We start from the raw sequence: 22736 nt of genomic DNA, 5'->3' as shown, positions 1-22736 counted from the left end.
GTAGGTGGATTTACCAGATAATTACCAACTCTAATTATCTACAAAAAAGCTAAAAACGAGCTTAAAACCTGAGTATTTCTCCGTCATAGTTTTCGGAAAGAGGTTTTATTTCCCTGACTGTGCCCAATACGGTTTGGATAAGCATTTTTTACTTTCCTTGTAGGCTGGGGGATGGGGTTGCGAGTAAGGAGTAAAGGATGTATTCAAAACCTTTTCCCTTTAACTGAACCGTATTGAGACTGTACCCTCTTTTGGCATTAAGCGATGGCGTAACCGCCCGTTGGAGGTCATCGCAATTTGAAAACAGTCTGACAGTTTATACTGAGTACTGGGGAAACAAGCAACCGGATTTTGGGATAGCCAATAACAAGGTTAATATAGAACTTACGCACAAGAGATCCGCTCTATGCTGTAAAGTTAATAACACTAACGGATTTTCAATATGCGAGTTCAAATAACTGTAGTTGCGATCGCAGTAATGTTAGTGGGTGGTAAAAATCCAGAGGCCCTTGCAGACTTGCAACCATCTACTCAAGATGGGGCTAGTGGGATTGTGACACCAGAAGCTACGATCCAGATAGAGGGAGGTTATGCCAAATATGGCGATTATATAGGAGTTAGTTTAGGAGATAGCCAGACACTGGAAATTTCCCAAAAAATTGTCAAAAATATCCAGATTCGTTTTATTAATGACAAAGGTCTGCCAATCAAAGGGCGAACTCAAAAAGATTTTATCATTGGTTTGCTGAGACTCAAACCAGGTCAGCTATTCCGTGAAGATTTACTTCAAGCAGACTTGCAACGATTGAGGAGATTAGAGTCATTTAATCAAGTCAATGTCTACTCTAAAGAAGATGGTTCCAGTGTTAATATCCTTTATGCAATCAAAGAGCGTAGCTTCCCTTCTCTTATCTTAGGAGGCGGTAATAACGATGACGTTGGGCTATACGGTCGGGTGGGTTATAAAGATGAAAATGTTAGTGGTCTGAACGATAAATTAGATACAGTTTTGCAGTTCAGCACTAAAGATGTCCAATTTGATGGTCAATTTACTAGTCGTTATCGTTCAGAAGAACCAAACCGCTTAGGCTATAGCGTTAGAGGTTTTCGTAATCGAAATACATCGGGAACCTTCAACGAAGATATCAGATTGGCTAACGGTGACAAAGTGCGAGAAGGAAGGTTTGGTGGTTCTGTGGCACTTTTACGAGCTTTTGATGAATGGGATACATCAGTGGCGCTCAACTATACCAGAATTAGCCTACGCGATGGAGAATATAACGTTGTCCAGGTCGATAGATTAGGGAGTCCCCTATCTGTGAGCGGTACTGGAATTGATGACTTATTTACAGTATCATTTGCCGTATCCAGAGATCAACGCGATCGCCGAGACAATCCGACTCAAGGCTCAATCCTCACCTTTAGCACAGAACAAGCGATTCCCATTGGACTGGGGAATATTTCCAGCAACCGCTTACGGGGAGACTATATTCAGTATTTCCCAGTTAGCTGGATAGGTAATGGTAAACCAACCGACAATCCAGAAATGTTGGCGATTAATTTACAAATTGGTACAACTATTGGAGACTTCCCACCAGCCGATGCTTTTAATATTGGTGGAATAGATTCTGTCAGAGGTTACGGTTATGGTAAAGTTGCCAGTGGTCGGAGTTATGGTTTAGCTTCGGTGGAATATCGTTTCCCAATTTTCCAGTCAATAGGTGGAGTTGTCTTTACTGACTTCGCCTCAGATTTCGGGTCTAGCGAAACCGTGTTAGGAGAACCAGGAGTCTTACGAGACAAACCTGGAAGCGGCTTTGGTTACGGCTTAGGATTGCGCTTGAACTCACCCTTTGGGCTAATTCGAGGCGACTTAGGAATTAGCGACCAAGGAGAAGTTAGATTTGAAGTTACTACAGGTCAGCGATTTTAAATAATTAAACTATATCACTGCTCTCAATACGGCTCGGTTAAGGTTTTTTGATGGTGCGATAAATCATCATAAAGACGCGATGAATCGCCGTCTCTACAATAATCAGATTACTGATGTGAATAGGCAAATAGTCTGGAACCAAGAATATATATTGCCAAGCTGAACATGAAAAACTTACAAGTTGTGGAGAAAGAGTTTTCATCTCTCCCGATTATTGATATTAGCGCCTTACTTTCTGGAACAGGAAATCTCTATTCCGTCGCATCTCAGATTAGGCAAGCGTGTCGAGAATCGGGTTTTTTCTATATTATCGGACATGGTGTAGACGAAAATTTGCAGCAGCGACTCGAAGAACTCAGCCGCCACTTTTTCGCCCAGGATTTGGAAACTAAACTTAAAATTCGTATGCCTTTGGCAGGTATTGCATGGCGAGGTTATTTCCCCGTTGGTGGCGAACTGACATCCGGTAAACCCGACTTGAAAGAAGGTATTTACTTTGGTGCTGAACTCCCAGACGAACACCCACTAGTGCAAGCTGGTACTCCTATGCATGGTTCAAACCTCTTCCCCGCCAACATTCCCCAATTTGCCGAAACAGTGCTTGAATATATGGAAGCGATGACAAACTTGGGACACATTCTCATGACTGGTATAGCCCTAAGTTTGGGATTAGAAGAATCTTACTTTGCTGACCGTTATACTTCAGATCCTTTAGTGTTGTTTCGCATCTTTAACTATCCCCCTAATTTATCACCGTCAGATGGTAATCCGATATGGGGCGTTGGCGAACATACTGATTATGGTGTTTTAACCATTCTCAAACAGGACGACTCAGGCGGATTACAAGTTAAATCCAAATCAGGTTGGGTTGCTGCGCCTCCCATTCCCGGTTCCTTTGTCTGTAACATCGGCGATATGCTAGACAAAATGACGGGAGGTTTCTATCGTTCTACACCTCATCGTGTACAAAACCAGTCCCCAAATCATCGCCTTTCGTTCCCCTTCTTTTTCGATCCCAATTTCGATGTAGAAGTGAAGCCCATCGAATTAGATAATATAGTAGCGAATGACAATATAAGCGATCGCTGGGATAACGCTAACATTCATGATTTTCGCGGAACTTATGGTGATTACGTGTTAAATAAGGTGTCTAAGGTTTTTCCAGAATTGCGGCGAACAGTATTATAGAGTTTAAAACCATTTATTCTTTGCTGAGTCACCTTTTCGTTAGATTCCTCTAGTCAAATGCGCGGAAGGGTAGGTGTACAAATTTTACAGTCACCAAAAAGTGCTTCTATCTCAACACCAGCAAGCATTTCACCTCACTAATCACCTTATGCTCATCCGCGCAATCTCTGAAATGTTTGCTATAAATGGGTTTTAGCTTTCAATCTGTCTCGGCACTCTTTCCAAACGAATTCTCTAATGCTATGATTGCTCTTGAACCGCGCAACCGCACCTTGAAAACTAAATATAGCTTGGGCTTCAGGCTCCCGCCATTGCAATTCATCAAAATCCCTATTAGGGATTGAAACTAAAGTTTTCATTACTAGAGTTTATTTCACAAAAATTGCAATTCATCAAAATCCCTATTAGGGATTGAAACAAGTGGTGAAGTGAAAACCGATTGAGCCTTAACACCATTGCAATTCATCAAAATCCCTATTAGGGATTGAAACTAATTCAAAAGCACATCCATCAGTGATTGTCTGAAAATTGCAATTCATCAAAATCCCTATTAGGGATTGAAACTGAAAATTCGAGCGATTGATGAACCAATGGGGTCATTGCAATTCATCAAAATCCCTATTAGGGATTGAAACGCATTTTTATCTACTGTAACTTTTAGAGATTGGAATTGCAATTCATCAAAATCCCTATTAGGGATTGAAACTGAACTATCAACTTCACCACCCAAAAAGGGATACAATTGCAATTCATCAAAATCCCTATTAGGGATTGAAACAGCCGAACCATGAAACGACCCGCCGCTAAAAATTCCCTTACTTATTGCAATTCATCAAAATCCCTATTAGGGATTGAAACCCTGTGGGGTAATCCAAGGACTAGCCACACCCAAAATTGCAATTCATCAAAATCCCTATTAGGGATTGAAACACGTGTATAAGTTACTTTTATTTTCCCGGCTTTAAATTGCAATTCATCAAAATCCCTATTAGGGATTGAAACTTGAGTGACCCAGCGAGGACATTCAGGATTATTCGATTGCAATTCATCAAAATCCCTATTAGGGATTGAAACAGTCTACACTAACACTTCTACCATATCCCCTATAATTGCAATTCATCAAAATCCCTATTAGGGATTAAAACTAGCTGTTTCTACTTTTTGCAATACCTTACGTTCTATATTGAAACCCAAAAATTGCTGGTAATACTGGGGAGGGAAGCAAAAATGTATGAGTCAATGGGTTTATAATTGGAAACTGTGACTCAGCGAGAAGTTTGCTCTAAGGCATCCCTGGCTCAAATATCCTTCCAAGGAAAGATGCCAAGGGCGAACGATGACAACTCATAATTGGAGCGAAGCGACTGGTGGGCAGTTTATTACAAGGAGTTAACCTGTACTTAATTGGCATGATGGGCGTTGGTAAGACGACAGTAGGGCCCTTACTAGCAAAACATCTGGGTTATGGGTTTTTGGATCTTGATGGTGTCATTGCCAAAGCAACGGATAAATCTATCAATCAGTTATTTGCAGAAGAAGGTGAAGCAGGGTTTCGCCAAATAGAAAGTGATGTACTTTCACAAGTTTGTGCTTTTACAAAATTGACTATAGCAACCGGTGGGGGTATTGTATTACGGCGAGAAAATTGGGGTTACTTGCACCACGGTTTGATAGTGTGGCTAGATGTGCCATTTGACCTAATTTACAGCCGTTTAGCTGAAGATACCACGAGACCACTCTTGCAAGATGCTGACCTTAAGGGTAAATTGCGATCGCTCCTCGAACAACGAACACCACTTTACTCTCAAGCCGATTTGCACATCAGCGTGCAAGAGGGAGATACGCCTGAAGACATTGCCAAGCGAATACTTGAGGCAATTCCTGGCGTACTAAAAAAAACTGTTTCTCATGAATAGGGAATATTAATCTAACTGTGTCTGCAAAAGATATTTTTCATGAATCAGTTAAAAAAGCTTTGCAAAAAGAACAATGGAGGATTACGAGCGATCCATTAAAATTTAAATTTGGGGAAGTCAATTTCCAAATTGATTTAGGCGTAGAGAAAATCATTGCAGCAGAAAAAGGAAATGAAAAAATAGCAATTGAAATCAAAAGCTTTTTAAACCCCTCAGCAATTACAGATTTTTACTCTGCTTTGGGACAATTTCTTAGTTACCGTCTAGCATTAGCAGGATATGAACCAGAGCGAGTCTTATACTTAGCAGTTCCATTGGATACGTACAAAACATTTTTTCAACTGGAGTTTACTCAAACTGCGATCAAACAGTATCAGGTGCTATTAATTGTTTACAATCCAGTAAATGAGGTGATTGTAGAGTGGATAAACTAGCAAAATATCAAGAATATGTTAAAACATTGTTGACGAAGTATGCCAGTGATGATGTCTCGGATAATGATGTCGAAGTACAACTGATTTTAGACACAGAACGCAATCATTATCAATGGATGAATATAGGTTGGCAAGGATTTAATCGTATTTATCGATGCGTGATCCATTTTGATATTAAAGACGGCAAAATCTGGCTGCAACAGAATTTAACCGATCGCAATCCAGCAGAGGAATTAGTGATGATGGGAGTACCACGAGAGGATATTGTCTTGGGTTTGCAAGCTCCTTACAAGCGTCAGTATACAGATTATGGCGTAGCGTAATGCGATCGCTCCTCGAACAACGTCACTTTACTCTCAGCGAATACTTGAAGCAATTCCTAACGTTCTCAAAACACAAGTTTCTCATTAGGAAAACTCAAATTACCAAATTTTGGTCATTCGTAGGATAAACCCTGGTAATTCTGGATTACCACTAACTGCTTCAGGATTTTCCAAAATCTCAATTTCTCGATTCGGACGGTAAATGTAGACTTTTCGATTCTGCCGCTCGATTAACCAACCTAGTGATGCACCGTTATCGATGTACTCCTGCATTTTCTCTTGTAATTTTATCAGGCGATGTCTACGACGGGCTACGCCTACGCTAGAGGAACGTAGTTCAATTACAAAATCAGGACAAATTGGTGCAAAAGAAGCTTTTTGTGCTTCTGTTAAAGCATTCCAGCGCTCCAGTTCAATCCAAGAAGCATCAGGGGAACGCATCGCTCCGTTAGGTAGCGTAAACCCTGTACTGGAATCAAAGCCTATGCCAGTGCCATCTTTTTCAGTCCAAAATCCAAGCTGTGCAGCAATGTTAAAGTTACGGTTGCCCGTATCTGAAAAAGCTGGTGGCATAATGATGACTTCACCATTAGCAGTGCGCTCGATTCGCAAATCTTCATTGACTTGGCAGAATTCATAGAACTGCTCATTTGTCATCTGTACAAGGGAGGGGAAATTTACCGTTATGGGTGTGCTTTCAGTTTGAATTAGCAGCGTGGTCATTTTCATTCCCTAGCTTCAGCCGAATGATTTCAATTCTAGAAGTTTGAAGGAGCGATCGCCTAAATATCTGTTATGTTTGCAACGCGAGGTTTGAGTCGATAATAAAGGTATTGAATCGGTGAACTGGTTGCCAACAGTTTTCCTAGAATGTTACTGTGATTCCACACAGAAACGGAGAAATTCTCATCCTTCTTCCCAATAGGGTTCAGTACAAATATTCCCATAGGGCATAATAGTATTGTGGTAGAAAGCCCGATGAGCCTGACCAAAGGAACCAATAGTTCCTCGGAGGTTGGCATTTTCCAAGTTAGCACCAACTACGGAAGCTTCAGCAACTTTAGCACCCTCTAGATTGGCACCACTCAAGTTAGCTCCATCTAAGAAGGCATAACTCAGATTAGCGCCCTCCAGATTGGCACCACTTAGGTTAACTCCCAACAATTTAGCACCAGTTAAGTTAGCTCCTGCAAAGTTGATTCCGCTCAAATTAGGATCATCCAAGCAAATATCAGCAAACTCTTTTTCTCCAGCAGCAATGCGTTTGAGCAATTCTTCAGTACTTGTATTGGGCGTGAAGAATCTATTGAGGAATTCAATATCTCCAGTATCAAAATGTCGGTCTAGTTCTCTTCTTTCTTCCGCTCTTGTTATGGCTTCGTCCATCGCTTAGAAATTGTATTCATTCAATTCCAGTACAAATATACTCAACTTTGGCATCAGAGATTGTGACGAGTTACAAAGTCTTCTACACTGACTGAAATAGGTTTTAACTCTCTCTGTTAGGCTCCTCATGACGGACAACGATTCTGAATACATCAGACAAACTGAAGCCACTCGTGTGCGTGTACTCAGTGAAGCACTACCTTATATTCAACAATTCGCCGGTCGCACTGTTGTTGTCAAATATGGTGGTGCAGCGATGAAAGATAGCACACTCAAAGACAAAGTTATCCGCGATATTGTATTCTTATCCTGCGTTGGCTTGCGTCCAATAGTAGTACACGGCGGTGGCCCAGAAATTAACAGTTGGTTAGATAAGCTGGGAATCGAACCACAATTTAAGAATGGTCTGCGAGTCACTGATGCCGCCACAATGGATGTGGTGGAAATGGTTTTAGTTGGTCGAGTTAATAAAGAAATTGTCGCCCTAATTAACCAAGCTGGTGGATTGGCTGTAGGACTTTGCGGTAAAGACGGTAATCTATTTACAGCCCGTCCCCAAGGTCAAGAAGACATCGGTTTTGTGGGGGAAGTCAGCAATGTTAACATCAAGATTTTGGACACCCTCGCTAGCAATGGCTATATTCCGGTAGTGTCTAGCGTCGCCGCAGACGAGACGGGGCAAGCTTATAATATTAACGCCGATACTGTAGCTGGAGAAATTGCTGCGGCACTAGGAGCAGAAAAGTTAATTTTACTGACTGACACCAGTGGAATTTTAAAAGATTACAAAGACCAATCTACCTTGATTCCGAAAGTAGATATCCGCGAAGCCCGTGAGTTAATTGTCAATGGGATAGTCACCGGTGGGATGATTCCCAAAGTTAATTGTTGTGTGCGATCGCTTGCTCAAGGAGTTCGTGCCGCGCACATTATCGATGGTCGTATTCCCCACGCCCTTTTACTAGAAATCTTTACTGATGTTGGGATTGGGACGATGATTTTGGGTTCGCAATTTACCTCTTGATGCTTATGGGGCATGGGGGATTGAGAAGAGGACAAGGGGACAAGGAGAATTGGGGACAAGGGGAAAGACTTGTTTCAAGTTCTCACTTCTTGTCCCTTGCCTCTCTATATTTTGCTCACTTACATTTGATACCAGAGTTTTTAATCAGAAAATAGTCTCAGCTACTTAGTTAAAATTTTAGAAGTTTATCCACTTTTAGATTGCCAATCTTTGAAAAGATTCCAAAAAGATTGCTGGTGTTGGCAAAATTAAAATAGTGCTAATTTTTGTATAAGACGTGAGTGCAGAAAGTTTAGAAATTGCTAAAACCTTCTACCAGACTGGGAAAATTGCCTTTGAAAATGGGCGATACCGCGAAGCTGTAGAAAATTTAGAAAAGGCCAGCGCCCTGTTAGCTCGTAATTCTCGCTTTGGGGGTGAAGTAGAAATTTGTCTGGTGACAGCTTATGAAGCGGCTGGACGCACGGATGAGGCGATCGCTCTTTGCGAAAGACTCAAACGCCATCCCTATATTGAAATCAGCAAACAAGCGCGACAGATGGTTTACATCTTAAAAGCACCAAAGCTGAAAAGACCTAGTGAATGGATGACCCAAATCCCCGATTTGGGCACAGTACAAGAGAATGAACTCAAAATTTCTGTAGCTGCTAAACCCACTAAATCTTCTGTGCCGCAGAAGCCAAAACCTACAGAGCCAGAATTTGTTGACCTCAGCCAGGTCAATACCAGAGATAATCGCTTTATCTGGGTGGCGCTAATTGCCATTGGTTTAACCATCTCGTACTTGGTTTGGTTGAATTTTTCAGGAACCCCTGGCTGATACTATGTTGACTTTTGGGGAGATTTATGGTTTCAACTTCTTCAATTTTCGGAAAGATTTTGTTGTGGTTAATCAGACCATTTAGTTTTGTATTGACACTGAATGGTCGAAATCGAATGAACCGCGTCTTTCCGATGCGAAATCCTATATTGTGGCTAGTACTGTTAACATCCCTGTTACTGACTGGCTGTGTTAAGTACGATGTAGGGCTTAACTTTGATAATTCAAATAGTGGTGAATTCGTACAGCATATTAAGTTGGGAGAGCGGCTAACCAGCTTTAGTGGCGATTCTGTATACGAATGGTTGAACAGCATAGAACGCCGCGCCCGTCAACTAGAAGGTAAAACACAGCGAGTTTCCCAAGAAGAAATCATCGTTACAATTCCTTTTAGTAGTGGTAGCGAATTGCAAGAGAAGTTCAACGAATTTTTTAATTCCCGTACAAATCAATCCTCTGATGCTGTGCAGAGCAAATCTGACTCAGAACTGCCAAAGATTGAATCAAACGTCCTCTTGGAGCAGAATTATTTTTTACTTTTAGTCCGAAATCGGTTGATTTATGATTTGGATTTGCGATCGCTTGCTCTAATTGCCAGCAAAGGTAATGTTCTCGCTAATGCTGGTTCAATTCTCGACTTGGAATTTAGCTTGAAAACTCCTTGGGGAGCCAAAAACATTCAACTAACTGAAACTGCCATTGAGCCAGAAAAAAATGGCAATCAACTGGTGTGGAAACTCCAGCCTGGTCAACTCAACCACATAGAAGCGGTTTTCTGGCTTCCTAGTCCCCTTGGTATTGGTGCATTGTTAATTATCCTATTTGTCTGGGGAGGATTGTACTTAAGATACAATTTCATGCCAGATCCCAGAACTCAATTGCTTCCCAAAGCAGCAGCTACCCAGGAATAGTAGACTATTCATCTATTGAGGGAATTGGGAATTGGGAAGAGGACTTGGGGACAAGGGGAAAGACTTGTTTCAAGTTCTCACCTCTTGTCCCCTGCTCTCTGCTCCTCTGCCCCCCTGCCCCCCTGCTCCCTTGCTTCTTCCCCATTCCCCATTCCCTCTTCCCGTTGTTCGCTGCCATACCAGCGTTCAGCAAGTACATTGAGTTGATGAAGGATTCCAATGAGTTCCTTACCCCGTTCTGTCAGACCGTAAGTTACTTGGGGTGGAACAGTTGGTTCATATTGGCGATAAATAATCTCTGCTGCCTCAAGCATCCTCAGTCTTTCTGTTAAAACTTTGGTAGAGATGCCATCGACTAAGTGCTTCAATGCAACAAAGCGAGTCGGCCCACTATTACACAACACCCACAGTATATACATTGTCCAAGGGCCTGATAGTAAAGACATCAGAATACTGATTGGGCAAGCACCAGAATTTTTAGAGACAGACATCGATAAATTCGCCAAAATTTTCCAATAGTTACTTTATGGTAACTACTTTACTTTAGTAACTAGTTACTTTTAGTATCTGAGTGTAATGCTTTGGGATTTAGACTCAAAAAAAGTCAAAGCAGTAAACTCTAGTTAATCAGGAGATATTTGGTGGTAAACATTCTACATATTGATTCCAGCCCCCGTGCTGAACGATCGCACTCACGAGAACTATCTAAAGAATTCGTCAGTGCTTGGAGAGCAGCACATCCTGAAGATGCGATCGCCTATCGAGATTTAGGGCATCACCCAGTTCCTCACGTTAATGAAGCTTGGATTGCGGCAGCATTTTCACCACCAGAAACCCATACCCCAGAATTAGCTGAGGCAATCAGAGTGTCTGACGAACTGGTTGATGAGTTTTTGGCAGCCGATCGCTACGTCTTTGGAGTGCCAATGTATAACTTCAATATACCTTCCACTTTTAAGGCTTACATTGACCAAATAGTTCGCATTAACCGGACTGTTTCTTTAGATGCTCAAGGTTTTAAAGGGTTAGTCGAGGGTAAAAAGGCAGTTGTTATTACAGCCCGTGGTGGTGACTTTAGCCCAACCTCCCCTGCCGTTGCTTATGACTTCCAAGAACCATACCTGCGGACTATTTTCGGCTTTATTGGGATTACAGATATTCAATTTATTAACGCTAACAGCCTGAACGAGGGTGATGCCCGTACCCAATCTCTAGCAGAAGCACGGGCAGCAATTCAAGACGCGATCGCTCAGTGGTAATGTATGGAATTGGGAATTGGGCATTGGGCATTGGGCATTGGGTATGGCTCAAGAATCAATAAATAGTTTTTCTTCCCCTGCTTCCCCTGCTCCCCCTGCCTCCCCTGCCCCCTGCTCCCTTCCCCCTGCTCCCTGCTCCCAGCCCCCTGCCTCTTCTTCAGGGTGACAACCGCTCAATTTTCCAAGTGCCATTATCTAAACGGCTATAGAGCAAGCGATCGTGTAAGCGACTAGAGCGCCCTTGCCAAAACTCAATTTCTGTGGGGATCACTCGTAAGCCTCCCCAATGAGGCGGTCGGGGGATCTCTTGATTTTCATATTTGCGATAAAACTCCTGCATACGTCGCTCTAAAACTTCTCGACTTTCTATCACCTCACTTTGATTAGATACCCACGCACCCAGGCGACTGTTAGGAGGGCGAGTATCAAAATACTGGTCGGATTCAGTTTCAGAAACTTTCTCTACATACCCACAAATCCGAACTTGACGTTCCAGTTCTGCCCACCAAAAGACTAAAGCCGCCAGAGGATTTTCTGCTAGTTCTTGTCCTTTGCGGCTGTTGTAGTTGGTGAAGAAAGCAAAGCCCCGTTCATCGAAATCCTTCAGTAGCACCATTCTGGCTGAGGGCTTACCGTCGGGTGTGACGGTAGCAAGAGTCATCGCATTGGGTTCGGGGAGTTGACTGGCTAAAGCCTGATCGAACCATTTTTTAAATTGGATAAAAGGATTGAGGTCTACCTCAAGTTCGCTTAAACCTTCCAAGGTGTAGTCTTTGCGGAGGTCAGCTACGGTTTTGTCCATTTTGATTTACTTCCTTGCTATCAGATACACTTATACATATCTTTGTTAAAAATATCTATGATGATAATCAGTATCATCAAGAATTTTACAAATTCTTTCAGGAATATCTTAAGATAGGTTGCATAAAATGCGCCGTTCGGCCTCCCTTCAACGCCTGTTAATTTATGGTCTGAGCGGTCCAATTATCGCTCTTAATGTCTGGCTACTGTCCGTGCTTTTTCGATACTTCCAGCATCCAATTACCGTCTTGAGCATTGGGGCAATTTTAGCTTTTTTACTAAATTACCCGGTTAAGTTCTTTGAACGTGCCCGAATCACGCGCACTCAGGCAGTAATCATAGTATTACTAGCAACATTAACCCTGTTTGGGATTCTAGGTGTCACCCTAGTGCCGTTGATCATTGACCAAACAATCCAACTGTTAAATAAGATCCCTGATTGGTTAGGCGCGAGTCAAGCAAACTTAGAGCAATTTGAGATGCTGGCAAAGCAAAGACGTTTGCCGATTGATCTCAGGGTTGTAACCAGTCAAATCAATGCCAACATTCAGAATTTGGTACAACAGCTAGCTTCTGGGGCAGTGGGATTTGCTGGGACACTATTATCAGGCTTATTTGACGTAGTGTTAGTCATTGTGCTGGCATTTTATATGCTTTTATATGGCGATCGCGTCTGGTATGGTCTGGTCAATCTTTTGCCTTCTAATATTGGAGAGCCTCTTACCGCATCCTTACGCCTAAATTTCCAGAACTTCTTCCTTAGTCAGTTGTTGCTAGGGCTATTCATGATGCTAACCCTGACACCAATTTTCTTAGTCATGAAAGTACCCTTTGCCCTGCTGTTTGCCATATTAATTGGGATTTCAGAACTCATTCCCTTTATCGGGGCATCTCTTGGCATTGGTCTAGTGACGATTTTAGTACTACTTCAAAATTGGTGGCTAGCAGTTCAAGTTGCTATAGCGGCAATTCTTATGCAACAGCTTAAAGATAACTTGTTAGCTCCCAGATTACTCGGCAACTTTATCGGGCTGAATCCCATTTGGATTTTTGTAGCTATTTTGATGGGATTTGAGATTGCTGGGCTGTTAGGAACGCTTGTTGCTGTTCCCATTGCTGGTACTATTAAAGGCACTTTCGATGCGATCAAGAGCGGCAAACCGAGTAATTTTGTCTCAACTGTCACCATTGCTCGTGACCCACCCCCAGATTGAGAGGGGAGGGGCAGGAGGGCAGGGGACAAGGGTGACAAGAGGACAAGGGGACAAGAGGTGAGAACTTGAAACAAGTCTTTCCCCTTGTCCCCAATTCTCCTTGTCCCCAAGTCCTCTTCTCAATTCCCAATATCAAAAGTTGCACATTCCGATCTCACAATTCACAATGGTGATTGATTACAAATTTCAGAGGATACTGGCAGCAGGCAATTCCTGATTAAAAGAAGCACAAGCGAATGTATTAAGTACACGCTTTGCCAAGAGTCAATGAATTTACTGTTGAATTTACAGTCTTTCGATTCTTAATTAATTAACTTAGAACCCGTTGATGGAAGCTTCCGAGCTATTAGAAACAATCACACTCCTGATTTACCAAGCTGAACAGGGAGAAATTGACCCTTGGGATGTCCAAGTAATTGAGGTGATTGACCGTTACTTAGAACTGATGGCACCGGAGTCAATAGGAAGAGGCTATGAGGCGGATTTGTCTCAATCTGGACAAGCATTTTTATCAGCATCAATGCTGGTATTATTCAAAGCTAATACATTGATGCAATTGTCAACAGTAGGCGATATCCAAGATGGTGTATTAGATGATGCGATGCTGGAAGATGAAGACGGGATATCACATCATGGTCATCGTCTACCATTAGAACGGCAATTGCGTCGTCGTCCATCGGCAATGCCACCACCAAAGCGCCGGGTGACTCTGCAAGAGTTAATCAAGCAATTGCAGATTATGGCAAACCAGCTAAAACTAGTAGAAAAAGTCAGCAAACCTATTCGTCCCAGACGTTTGCCTAGCGTCCAAAGTATGCGGGAGGCGCTGGAGTTAGCTCACCAAGAAAATCTGACAGAAGTAGCTGGAGAACTCGAACAAGTCTTGAATTTATCGGCCAGAGAGCTAAATTCAGAACAAAATTGGTTGAATTTAGAACAACTTGTAGAATTGTGGACTCAGACAAAGCTTTTCAAGCAAAATGGGTCTGGACATGAGTCTAAACACAGTCATTTAGTTAGCGTTTTCTGGGCGTTACTACTACTTTCGGCTCAATCGAAAGTAGAGCTATTTCAAGAGGAGTTTTACAATGAGATTAAAATTCGGCTAATTACAGATTCAGCTAAGACCAGTAAACCTTTTGAGCAGTCGATGAACTAAAAAAGCGAAAAGTAGCCCTACAGATAATTCACAGATTTTTGATTCAGTCTCAAAATCCGAGTAAATTGAAAAGATAAGCGATCGCTTGTCATCTAAGTATATAGATGGTTGCAATAACCACCAAATTCCTGTTATCCCTGTTTTGGGGATGACTTAGAGCAGAAATAAAAACTGATGATTAAGTATCACTCGATGAAAGTAAACTGGCTTGTGGTTGAGGAATAAATTTTTATGAAAGCGATGATTCTCGCGGCTGGCAAGGGTACTCGCGTGCGTCCGATTACCTATACAATTCCTAAACCAATGATTCCCATCCTGCAAAAGCCAGTGATGGAGTTCTTGCTGGAACTGTTACGCCAACATGGATTTGACCAAATTATGGTCAATGTCAGTCATTTGGCTGAAGAAATAGAAAACTATTTCCGTGATGGTCAACGGTTTGGGGTGCAGATTGCCTATTCCTTTGAAGGCAAAATTGATGATGACGGTAAACTGGTAGGGGAAGCAATCGGTTCTGCTGGAGGGATGCGCCGCATTCAAGACTTCTCACCGTTTTTTGATGATACCTTTGTGGTGTTGTGCGGTGATGCTTTGATTGACCTAGATTTAACTGAAGCGGTTAAATGGCATAGAGCTAAAGGGGCGATCGCTACTATTATTACAAAATCTGTTCCCCAAGAAGAAGTTTCGAGCTACGGTGTGGTAGTCACTGATGAAGAGGGGCGTGTTAAAGCTTTCCAAGAAAAACCTTCAACTGAAGAAGCCCTCAGCACCAACATCAACACAGGTATTTACATCTTTGAACCAGAGGTTTTTAACTATATTCCCTCTGATGTGGAATATGACATTGGTAGCCAATTGTTCCCCAAATTAGTGGAAATCAAAGCTCCCTTCTACGCCATCCCTATGGATTTTGAATGGGTAGATATTGGTAAAGTCCCAGACTATTGGCGAGCGATTCGCGGGGTACTGCTGGGTGAAATCAAAAATGTGCAAATCCCCGGTCATGAAGTCGCCCCTGGTATTTATACTGGCTTAAATGTCGCTGTAAATTGGGACAAAGTGGATATCACAGGCCCAGTTTACATCGGCGGTATGACGAGAATAGAAGACGGAGCGAAAATTGTCGGCCCAGCGATGATTGGCCCCAATTGTTGGATATGTAGTGGCGCAACAGTAGAAAATAGCGTGATTTTTGAATGGTCGCGCCTGGGGCCAGGAGTTAGGTTAGTCGATAAGCTAGTGTTTGGACGTTATTGTGTAGATAAAACTGGGGCCGCTATAGATGTCCAAGCGGCTGCTTTAGATTGGCTAATTACCGATGCTCGCCAGACACCCCCATCTCATACCCCTGTTGAGCGACAAGCGATAGAGGAATTGTTGGGGACAAACGTAATTTAGGGAATGGGGAAGAGGCAGGGGGCAGGGGGCAGGGGGGCAGGGGGACAAGGGGACAAGAAGTGAGAATTTGAAACAAGTCTTTCCCCTTGTCCCCAATTCCCAATCCCCAATTCCCAATCCCCAATCCCCAATCCCCAATTCCCAATGCCCAATCCCCAATTCCCAATTCCCAATCTAACTATTCAGATACGTATATCTTCTGAGACTCTGCTCGTAAGTTTGCAGTAATCGCTGAGATTCTGCTAGGGTGATACGCTTTTCTTCTAATGCTTTCTCACAACGCTGGCGAATGTTTTCCACCATATCTTCGGAGTCATACTGAACGTAGCTTACTACTTCGCTCATGGTGTCACCTTTGACAACGTGTTCAATCTGGTAGCCTTTGGGCGTTAATTGGATGTGAACAGCATTAGTATCGCCAAATAGGTTGTGCAAATTGCCCATGATTTCTTGGTAAGCTCCATTCAAGAACATCCCTAAATAATAGGGTTCTCCGGGCTTGTAGGTATGTAGTTCTAAAACCGATTTGACATCGCGCAGGTCAATAAAGCGGTCTATCTTACCATCACTATCGCAGGTTAGGTCTGCTAAAATTCCTCGCCGGATTGGTTCTTCATCCAAACGGTGGATTGGCATGATGGGGAATAGCTGGTCGATCGCCCAGCAATCTGGTGCTGATTGAAACACTGACATATTAACGTAGTAGATGGAAGCCATGATTTTCTCAAGGTCTTCTAGTTCATCGGGTACGTATTCTTGCTGCCTAGTGATGTTGAGAATTTTCTGACAACAAGCCCAGTATAGCCGTTCGGCTTTGGCTCGTTCTCTGAGGCGTAAAATTCCTAAGTTGAAGCGGCTGATGGCCTCTTCTTTGAATTGTGCCGCGTCGTGATACAACTCTTGGTAATTCTCTTGGTTGATAGATTGGTAACTTTCCCAAAGATAATTAATGATTGGGGATTCTCCCTCTTGTGGAGGTTCTGGTGAATCGAGAGGGACATCACTAGTACTGAGAACATCAAAAATCAGCACCGACTGATGGGAAGCGATCGCACGTCCACTTTCGCTAATCAGTGTTGGTACGGTAATTTGGCGCTCTGCACAGGTATCTTTTAACTCTGCCACGATGTCGTTGGCATAGTTCTGCATGTTGTAATTTTTCGACGCATAGAAGTTGGTTTGGGAGCCATCATAATCTACACCCAAGCCGCCACCGACATCAAGGTATTTCATATCCGCCCCCAGCATCGCCAATTCCACATAAATGCGGCTGGCTTCTTGGATGGCATCTTTAATTACATTGATGGCAGAGATTTGTGAGCCGATGTGGAAGTGCATCAATTGCAAAGAATCGAGCAGATTAGCTTCCCGTAACTTATCAACAGCCTCAATTACTTCAGGCATTGTCAAACCAAATTTAGCGCGATCGCCACTAGAGGCTCCCCAACGTCCCATACCTTGGGTACTGAGTTTAGCCCGAACACCCAAAATCGGTTTAATACCTAACTGGCGATTGGCATCAATCACCAAATCAACCTCTTCAATCTGTTCTAAGACGATAATTGGTGTTTGCCCTAATCTCTGGGCTAACATTGCCGTTTCGATGTATTCTCGGTCTTTGTAGCCGTTGCAAACTAACAACGCTCCTGGTGTATCTAAGACAGCCAGGGCAATCATTAATTCTGGTTTGGAACCAGCTTCTAAGCCAAATTGATGGGGTTTGCCAAACTTGACTAAATCTTCAATCAAATGCCGCTCTTGGTTGCATTTGACAGGAAACACACCCCGGTATACGCCAGGGTAGTTGTAGCGGGCGATCGCTTTGGCAAAACAAGCATTCAACCGTTCAATCCGGTCTTCCAAAATATCGGAAAAGCGAATCAACATCGGAAGTCCCAAGTTGCGCTGTTTCATGGAGTTAACCAATTCAAACAAGTCGAGAGATCCCCCGCGATCGCCTTTGGGTGAAACGGTGACGTGACCAGCAGCGCTAATGGAAAAATAGGGTTGTCCCCAACCTTCAATACGGTATAATTCTTCGCTATCCTCAATTTTCCAGGAGCGAGGTAAACTTCCTGTGGTAGTACTAGGTGGTAAAAGTTTCTTTTGTTTATGATTTTTCACTTCAGATTTTTGTCCATTGGACGGTACTGGTACCACCTCGTCAGATGTAGCAGTTGACTCAACACCCATTTCTTCCTAACCTCTGTTTTTCGCCCACGACTTAACAATTTAACGCATTCATTTGGGAACGTATATGTACCCAAGGATAATTTCTAAGATAAACTCTGATTGGTCATTAGTCGTTGGTCATTAGTCATTGGTCATTGGTCATTGGTCATTAGTGCAAAATCCTTAGACTTAAGACAAAGGACAAAGGACAAATGACAATTGACAAAATAAAAACTTTATTAAGCTTTGGGAGATCGCAATGGAGCGCACATTCTTAGCAATTAAGCCTGACGGAGTACAACGGGGATTAGTGGGGGAAATTATCCGTCGCTTTGAAACTAAAGGTTTTACCCTAGTTGGTTTAAAGTTCCTGAAAGTCAGTAAAGAACTGGCTGAACAACACTATGGTGTTCACCGGGAACGTCCCTTTTTTGGTAGTCTAGTCGAATTTATCACTTCTAGCCCAGTGGTAGCGATGGTATGGGAAGGTGATGGTGTCGTTGCATCTGCCAGAAAGATTATTGGTGCCACGAACCCCTTAACATCTGAACCGGGAACAATTCGCGGTGATTTTGGCATCAATATTGGTCGAAACTTGATTCACGGTTCTGATGCTCCAGAAACCGCACAACAGGAAATAGCCCTATGGTTTAAAGATGAAGAATTAGTCAATTGGCAACCACACATAACCCCTTGGTTGCACGAGTAAGACATTAGGGGAGAGGTTACAGGTGACAGGTTACAGGGTATAGGGAAATAATCTGTACCTGTACCCTGTACCCTATTCCCTCTCCCCTCTTCTTATTTAGAGACTTCACTCTTCTCCGGTTCTAATTGGGGCACTTCAGTGTTAACACGCTTGGAAAATCCCCAGCCTAAAATCAGGAAGATGGCAGTAATCATGATCCATTCTGGTGGAACTAAATTATCGTTTACCACTTTCAACAACAGGCGCAAGCCTACGAACGCTACAGTTACATAGCCTGCATCTTCTAGGTTTTCGTATTCGTCTAGCCAACGGATAAACAATCCCGCCATAAATCGCAGCGTAATAATACCAATTGTTGCACCCGTCAGCACTAGCCATTTTTCTTGAGAAACTGCGATCGCAGTTGTCACACTATCCAAAGAAAATGCCAAATCTGTAAATGCAATCACAGGTATCGCTTGCAACAATGAATTAAAACGCGGCCCGTGATGGTGATCGTCCTTAGATTCTTCCGAGGTAAAGTGTTGAAATACCAACCACAGCAGATAAGCAGCGCCCAATAATTCAAATTGCCAGAATTTTTGCACCCAAGTGGCAGTCAGAATCAGGCTGATTCGCAGTACATAAGCAACGACTAAACCAAAGTTGAGGGCTTTACGCTCAAGTTCCTTGTCTTCCAACCCTTTTGCGATCGCAGCGAGAGCGATCGCATTGTCGGCAGATAAAAGCGCCTCTAAAAGCACCAGGATCAGCAGAACTATAAGGGCTTCAAGGCTGAAATGAAAGTCGAGGTAATCAAAAATTCGGTCTAGCATTCCGGGTTTCTCAAGCAGAAAAAATTAAAATTTGACAAGATTCAGAGATTTATATATTAAAAAGCGCAATAAATTGTCACTCTAATTCAGCTTAACGTGCTTATGGTGGATTTTGAAGAGGGTTGAATGTGTGCGATCGCAGTCACAGTGGGGTGATTTGCGTATAAGTCAATACATCTGAAGTTTTAACATCTTGCTCAATGCGATCACAATAGTCCATGTTATGCAAAGCATTTCCGGTTCGTCTAGCCTATTTGTTAGAAGAAGGGTAGGCTACAAATATTAGGCATTTTCAGAAATTAAATCCATAACTCTTGTAGAGAAGTAGCAGTGCTATGTCTTTATATTCTTTTTCACCAGATGTCTATCTCTCATAAATAATTTTAGCAATAGTTGTAATTTCTTTTCAAAATTGCATAAATTTTCAATTAGCCTCTGATAAATATATAGGCTTGACTCTAGGGATTAAAATGCCTAGCTCATCTGCTATCACCTTATGATGAGCGGAAGTTTTGTTTCACTATTTATACCTGTAGTTTCTATTGTCAAAAATCTTATTTTCCGAGATTAATTATGCTTTCAATAGATGAACCATCCCTAGCTAATATTCTAGGATTTCTCGCGTTGGCTAGTTATATAGGTACATTAATACCGACAATTTTTAGAATTGTTCTTCCTCAAACTAAAGAGACTGGAATTCCCCAATGGTTGCTAAAACGCCGCCGAAACATTGGTCTTATAGCTTTCTTTTTAGCTTTAGGTCATGGTTTCCTAATGGTTCAAAAGAGAAACTTTGATTTTTTTGACATCAATACATTTTGGATATATATCCAGGGTGTAAGCACTTTCATCATTTTTACACTCCTTTCTATAACTTCTAATAATTGGAGTGTAAAAAAGCTGAAAAAGAATTGGAAGCAATTACATAAGCTTACTTATGTAGCTATGATCATTTTGATTTGGCATATCTGGGATAAAATGTCAGGTCATTGGACATATTTAACACCAATTAGCCTTGTTGCTACTATCTTAATCACGGTTTTGTTTATCATCCGGCTTTGGATTGAACACCAGGATAAGCAACAAAGAAACGCTAAGAAAGTAACTCAGCCAGATTTAATAGGACAAAAAAACAGATAGTTCCATGAGTACAACATGGCAGAAGTAAATAATTATTTGAGAAAGCTAAAACAGGCTTCAATTTCTTCTGCCTGCTGTTTTCTGATATTATTTGTCGCTCAAATTGTGTAAATGGAGAGTCCCTCTGTGGTGTCAAATCCAATTATTAATAAAATTACACTTGTGCTGGCAATTACATCTACAGCAACCTTGGCTGGGTTTAGCTCTTATCGTTTACTATTACCATTCCAGATGGCCACGCCTGGGGCTATGCCCTTGGCAATGATTCAACCTTATCAAACCCTCAAAGGTCATTCAGTCTGGATTTATGCGATCGCTATCAGTCCAGATGGTAATACTTTGGCTAGTGGTAGCTATGATGGCACAATCAAGATTTGGAATCTACCCACTGGTAAGTTACTCCACACTTTTAAAGGTCATGCTGATGCAGTTGTATCCTTAGCCATTAGCAGCGATCGCCGTGTACTCGCTAGTGGCAGTTGGGATAATCGAATTAAACTATGGAATCTGGAAACAGGAACTCTCATCCGTACCCTTGATGGGCATAAAGATGATGTAGAAGCGATCGCTATAAGTCCCAACGGAAAATCACTTGCTAGTAGCAGTGCTGACAATACGATTAAGCTCTGGAATTTAGACACAGGCAAAGAACTCTTTACACTCCAGAATGTGGGCTGGGTAAAGTCTGTTGCTTTTAGCCCCGATAGCCAGAAGTTAGCCAGTGGTAGTAGAGATAACTCCATTAGAATTTGGCAGCTAAACACTGGCAGTCCGACATTAATACAGACTCTTACAGGGCATTCCCAAGGAGTATCTTCTGTTGCCTTCAGTCCTGATGGACAAACCCTCGCCAGTGGCAGTATGGATAAAACCATCAAACTGTGGCGGCTGGGTGATGGCAAATTGTTGCACACTCTAGCAGGTCATTCTGAATCTGTATGGTCTGTTGCCTTTAGTCCTAATGGACAAACCTTAGCCAGTGGTAGTTATGACAGAACAATCAAGCTCTGGAATTTACCTAGTGGCAAACTCTTTGCCAACTTTGCAGGACATAGCAAATCTGTATGGTCTGTGGCCTTCAGTCCTAACGGAAAAACCCTAGTAAGTGGCAGTAGTGACGAAACCATCAAACTTTGGTCTGTACCTAGCGATACTACTAAAGTTTCCAGGCTGGACTTCAGGAAAAACTCGTCTACGTAAAAACCGCTTTCCTATTTAAAGACTTACAAAAAATAAGTTATCCCAAATTATTTCTAGATTTGTAGGGGCGCAAGGCCTTGCGCCTCTACGACGGGATATTTTGTTAACTGGAACGAGAGGCTTCGCCAACGACCAACAAACGACATTTAACGTAGTTCAATGTCGTTTGTTGGTCAATTCCTTATTCACGCGCATTCATCCTACACTGCCTGGGTACAGGTCAGATGTAGGACTTCTGCTGATTTAGTTAAATCCACATTCAAAAGACGCTCAACCATTGAAGGATACTGAACGGCTGTATAAGGTTCGTTTGGGTGAATACCGCATTATTTACCAGATTCAGGATCAACCCTTGCTAGTAACAGTGATCAAGATTGCACATCCCCAAGATTATTAAAGCTTATCTGGAAAAGCGATCGCCTATATGCAACCCTATCGCAACCAAGATAAAACTTCAAAATTTACTCTACCACTACGCAACTAAAAATTTCACAAAATCTCTGCCAACTTTACCACCAGACTATCTGCTAAATCCAATAACCTAATATCATCTGTATCAATACTATGTCCTTCACCAGCTAACAGATTTTTTACCGCAGATAACCTGTTATTGGTTTCAGAAATTCTCCAAGATTCTTCTAAGTTTACGGCAAAATCAAACAGCGATCGCTCTCCTAAATACTGTCTTACCTTCACAGCCACACTATCATTACTTACCAAAAATTCTTTGATAGTATCTAATTGAGAATTACCTAAAATTTCGTCATGTCCCCAGGTTTCTAGCCAGTCTCCATCTACATCTTCAACGTAAAAATTTACAAAATTAACTCCGTAAGTTAGCCAGTTCTGCTGCATTTGTCGCGCTGTTGCTAAAGCTTCAGCAAATGTATCCACTTGATTGTTGCAGTGAGTTTCTCTTTTGTTAGCCATA

The 22736-nt window shown here is 42.3% G+C and carries 22 protein-coding genes and 1 CRISPR repeat array; of the genes, 15 read left to right on the top strand and 7 right to left on the bottom strand.

The annotated features are described in order from the left end of the window. Positions 1 to 442 precede the first annotated feature (442 nt). The 5 genes from GJB62_RS09635 to GJB62_RS09615 all read left to right on the top strand — a co-directional run bounded on the left by GJB62_RS09635 (position 443) and on the right by GJB62_RS09615 (position 5794). The gene (locus GJB62_RS09635; protein ID WP_114084271.1) at positions 443 to 1933 is read left to right on the top strand and encodes a BamA/TamA family outer membrane protein; all 1491 of its coding nucleotides are present in this window, start codon (positions 443 to 445) and stop codon (positions 1931 to 1933) included. 165 nt (positions 1934 to 2098) lie between these two features. Continuing rightward, entirely contained in the window at positions 2099 to 3121 is a 1023-nt protein-coding gene (locus GJB62_RS09630) for a 2-oxoglutarate and iron-dependent oxygenase domain-containing protein (protein WP_114084272.1), read from the top strand. Positions 3122 to 3431: 310 nt separating this feature from the next. Then, a CRISPR array of direct repeats spans positions 3432 to 4266; the repeat unit is 37 nt; unit sequence ATTGCAATTCATCAAAATCCCTATTAGGGATTGAAAC. A gap of 222 nt (positions 4267 to 4488) precedes the next feature. Further along, the gene (locus GJB62_RS09625; RefSeq protein WP_114084273.1) at positions 4489 to 5037 is read left to right on the top strand and encodes a shikimate kinase; all 549 of its coding nucleotides are present in this window, start codon (positions 4489 to 4491) and stop codon (positions 5035 to 5037) included. Between the two features lie 17 nt (positions 5038 to 5054). After that, the gene (locus GJB62_RS09620; protein WP_114084274.1) at positions 5055 to 5471 is read left to right on the top strand and encodes a XisH family protein; all 417 of its coding nucleotides are present in this window, start codon (positions 5055 to 5057) and stop codon (positions 5469 to 5471) included. Continuing rightward, on the top strand, positions 5459 to 5794 hold the full coding sequence (locus GJB62_RS09615; RefSeq protein WP_114084275.1) for a XisI protein: 336 nt from the start codon (positions 5459 to 5461) through the stop codon (positions 5792 to 5794). The genes GJB62_RS09620 and GJB62_RS09615 overlap by 13 nt, the downstream gene beginning before the upstream one ends. A gap of 99 nt (positions 5795 to 5893) precedes the next feature. Here the strand turns inward: GJB62_RS09615 and GJB62_RS09610 are convergent, their stop codons facing one another. Both GJB62_RS09610 and GJB62_RS09605 read right to left on the bottom strand, forming a co-directional pair. Beyond that, positions 5894 to 6517 carry a Uma2 family endonuclease gene (locus tag GJB62_RS09610; protein ID WP_114084394.1) on the bottom strand — a complete coding sequence of 208 codons (624 nt, stop codon included), beginning with the start codon at positions 6515 to 6517 and terminating at the stop codon, positions 5894 to 5896. Between the two features lie 183 nt (positions 6518 to 6700). Beyond that, entirely contained in the window at positions 6701 to 7180 is a 480-nt protein-coding gene (locus GJB62_RS09605; protein WP_114084276.1) for a pentapeptide repeat-containing protein, read from the bottom strand. 127 nt (positions 7181 to 7307) lie between these two features. On the opposite strand from GJB62_RS09605, the gene argB reads away from it, so the two are divergent. The 3 genes from argB to GJB62_RS09590 all read left to right on the top strand — a co-directional run bounded on the left by argB (position 7308) and on the right by GJB62_RS09590 (position 9935). Further along, a complete protein-coding gene (gene argB, locus GJB62_RS09600; protein WP_114084277.1) occupies positions 7308 to 8204 on the top strand; it encodes an acetylglutamate kinase in 897 nt (298 codons plus the stop codon). Between the two features lie 277 nt (positions 8205 to 8481). After that, complete coding sequence (locus GJB62_RS09595; protein WP_114084278.1) at positions 8482 to 9024, top strand: tetratricopeptide repeat protein; 543 nt, start codon at positions 8482 to 8484, stop codon at positions 9022 to 9024. A gap of 26 nt (positions 9025 to 9050) precedes the next feature. Continuing rightward, positions 9051 to 9935 carry a DUF3153 domain-containing protein gene (locus GJB62_RS09590; protein ID WP_114084279.1) on the top strand — a complete coding sequence of 295 codons (885 nt, stop codon included), beginning with the start codon at positions 9051 to 9053 and terminating at the stop codon, positions 9933 to 9935. Between the two features lie 77 nt (positions 9936 to 10012). Here GJB62_RS09590 and GJB62_RS09585 read toward each other — a convergent pair whose 3' ends face one another. Next, on the bottom strand, positions 10013 to 10426 hold the full coding sequence (locus GJB62_RS09585) for a helix-turn-helix domain-containing protein (RefSeq protein WP_245246126.1): 414 nt from the start codon (positions 10424 to 10426) through the stop codon (positions 10013 to 10015). Positions 10427 to 10576: 150 nt separating this feature from the next. Here GJB62_RS09585 and GJB62_RS09580 point away from each other — a divergent pair, with 150 nt between their 5' ends. Further along, on the top strand, positions 10577 to 11194 hold the full coding sequence (locus tag GJB62_RS09580; protein ID WP_114084280.1) for an FMN-dependent NADH-azoreductase: 618 nt from the start codon (positions 10577 to 10579) through the stop codon (positions 11192 to 11194). A gap of 157 nt (positions 11195 to 11351) precedes the next feature. Here the strand turns inward: GJB62_RS09580 and pdxH are convergent, their stop codons facing one another. Next, positions 11352 to 11996, bottom strand: a complete 645-nt coding sequence (pdxH, locus tag GJB62_RS09570; protein WP_114084281.1) for a pyridoxamine 5'-phosphate oxidase — start codon at positions 11994 to 11996, stop codon at positions 11352 to 11354. A 127-nt stretch (positions 11997 to 12123) separates the two neighbouring features. Here pdxH and GJB62_RS09565 point away from each other — a divergent pair, with 127 nt between their 5' ends. From GJB62_RS09565 to GJB62_RS09555, 3 genes are all read left to right on the top strand, one after another. Next, entirely contained in the window at positions 12124 to 13209 is a 1086-nt protein-coding gene (locus tag GJB62_RS09565) for an AI-2E family transporter (RefSeq protein ID WP_114084282.1), read from the top strand. A gap of 328 nt (positions 13210 to 13537) precedes the next feature. Continuing rightward, positions 13538 to 14368 (top strand): ScpA family protein, encoded by an 831-nt coding sequence (locus tag GJB62_RS09560; RefSeq protein ID WP_114084283.1) that lies wholly within the window; start codon positions 13538 to 13540, stop codon positions 14366 to 14368. A gap of 231 nt (positions 14369 to 14599) precedes the next feature. Then, positions 14600 to 15769: an NDP-sugar synthase gene (locus GJB62_RS09555; RefSeq protein WP_114084284.1), complete on the top strand. Its 1170-nt coding sequence runs from the start codon at positions 14600 to 14602 to the stop codon at positions 15767 to 15769. A gap of 174 nt (positions 15770 to 15943) precedes the next feature. Here the strand turns inward: GJB62_RS09555 and speA are convergent, their stop codons facing one another. Next, entirely contained in the window at positions 15944 to 17962 is a 2019-nt protein-coding gene (gene speA / locus GJB62_RS09550) for a biosynthetic arginine decarboxylase (RefSeq protein WP_012412497.1), read from the bottom strand. Between the two features lie 238 nt (positions 17963 to 18200). Between speA and ndk the strand changes: the two genes are divergently transcribed. Next, a complete protein-coding gene (gene ndk / locus GJB62_RS09545) occupies positions 18201 to 18650 on the top strand; it encodes a nucleoside-diphosphate kinase (protein ID WP_012412496.1) in 450 nt (149 codons plus the stop codon). Between the two features lie 92 nt (positions 18651 to 18742). On the opposite strand, the gene GJB62_RS09540 is transcribed toward ndk, so the two are convergent. Next, positions 18743 to 19465 (bottom strand): DUF475 domain-containing protein, encoded by a 723-nt coding sequence (locus GJB62_RS09540; RefSeq protein ID WP_114084286.1) that lies wholly within the window; start codon positions 19463 to 19465, stop codon positions 18743 to 18745. Positions 19466 to 20038: 573 nt separating this feature from the next. Between GJB62_RS09540 and GJB62_RS09535 the strand changes: the two genes are divergently transcribed. Both GJB62_RS09535 and GJB62_RS09530 read left to right on the top strand, forming a co-directional pair. Then, positions 20039 to 20605 carry a ferric reductase-like transmembrane domain-containing protein gene (locus GJB62_RS09535; RefSeq protein WP_114084287.1) on the top strand — a complete coding sequence of 189 codons (567 nt, stop codon included), beginning with the start codon at positions 20039 to 20041 and terminating at the stop codon, positions 20603 to 20605. A 129-nt stretch (positions 20606 to 20734) separates the two neighbouring features. After that, entirely contained in the window at positions 20735 to 21805 is a 1071-nt protein-coding gene (locus tag GJB62_RS09530; protein ID WP_245246125.1) for a WD40 repeat domain-containing protein, read from the top strand. 489 nt (positions 21806 to 22294) lie between these two features. On the opposite strand, the gene GJB62_RS09520 is transcribed toward GJB62_RS09530, so the two are convergent. Then, positions 22295 to 22735 (bottom strand): hypothetical protein, encoded by a 441-nt coding sequence (locus GJB62_RS09520; protein WP_114084290.1) that lies wholly within the window; start codon positions 22733 to 22735, stop codon positions 22295 to 22297. Between the last annotated feature and the right edge of the window lies 1 nt (position 22736).

It is taken from the genome of Nostoc sp. ATCC 53789 (assembly GCF_009873495.1).
In the GTDB taxonomy this organism is placed as follows: Bacteria; Cyanobacteriota; Cyanobacteriia; order Cyanobacteriales; family Nostocaceae; genus Nostoc; species Nostoc muscorum_A.
The sequence above is the reverse complement of the archived record's forward strand: the minus strand, read 5'-3'. Positions and strand labels throughout refer to the sequence as shown.

Bases quoted from the DNA above. Each gene is read 5' to 3' on its own strand.
- GJB62_RS09635 (WP_114084271.1), top strand. From the start codon at position 443: ATGCGAGTTCAAATAACTGTAGTTGCGATCGCAGTAATGTTAGTGGGT.
- GJB62_RS09630 (WP_114084272.1), top strand. From the start codon at position 2,099: ATGAAAAACTTACAAGTTGTGGAGAAAGAGTTTTCATCTCTCCCGATT.
- GJB62_RS09610 (WP_114084394.1), bottom strand. From the start codon at position 6,517: ATGACCACGCTGCTAATTCAAACTGAAAGCACACCCATAACGGTAAAT.
- GJB62_RS09605 (WP_114084276.1), bottom strand. From the start codon at position 7,180: ATGGACGAAGCCATAACAAGAGCGGAAGAAAGAAGAGAACTAGACCGA.
- argB (WP_114084277.1), top strand. From the start codon at position 7,308: ATGACGGACAACGATTCTGAATACATCAGACAAACTGAAGCCACTCGT.
- GJB62_RS09590 (WP_114084279.1), top strand. From the start codon at position 9,051: ATGGTTTCAACTTCTTCAATTTTCGGAAAGATTTTGTTGTGGTTAATC.
- GJB62_RS09585 (WP_245246126.1), bottom strand. From the start codon at position 10,426: ATGTCTGTCTCTAAAAATTCTGGTGCTTGCCCAATCAGTATTCTGATG.
- pdxH (WP_114084281.1), bottom strand. From the start codon at position 11,996: ATGGACAAAACCGTAGCTGACCTCCGCAAAGACTACACCTTGGAAGGT.
- GJB62_RS09565 (WP_114084282.1), top strand. From the start codon at position 12,124: ATGCGCCGTTCGGCCTCCCTTCAACGCCTGTTAATTTATGGTCTGAGC.
- GJB62_RS09560 (WP_114084283.1), top strand. From the start codon at position 13,538: ATGGAAGCTTCCGAGCTATTAGAAACAATCACACTCCTGATTTACCAA.
- GJB62_RS09555 (WP_114084284.1), top strand. From the start codon at position 14,600: ATGAAAGCGATGATTCTCGCGGCTGGCAAGGGTACTCGCGTGCGTCCG.
- speA (WP_012412497.1), bottom strand. From the start codon at position 17,962: ATGGGTGTTGAGTCAACTGCTACATCTGACGAGGTGGTACCAGTACCG.
- ndk (WP_012412496.1), top strand. From the start codon at position 18,201: ATGGAGCGCACATTCTTAGCAATTAAGCCTGACGGAGTACAACGGGGA.
- GJB62_RS09540 (WP_114084286.1), bottom strand. From the start codon at position 19,465: ATGCTAGACCGAATTTTTGATTACCTCGACTTTCATTTCAGCCTTGAA.
- GJB62_RS09535 (WP_114084287.1), top strand. From the start codon at position 20,039: ATGCTTTCAATAGATGAACCATCCCTAGCTAATATTCTAGGATTTCTC.
- GJB62_RS09520 (WP_114084290.1), bottom strand. From the start codon at position 22,735: ATGGCTAACAAAAGAGAAACTCACTGCAACAATCAAGTGGATACATTT.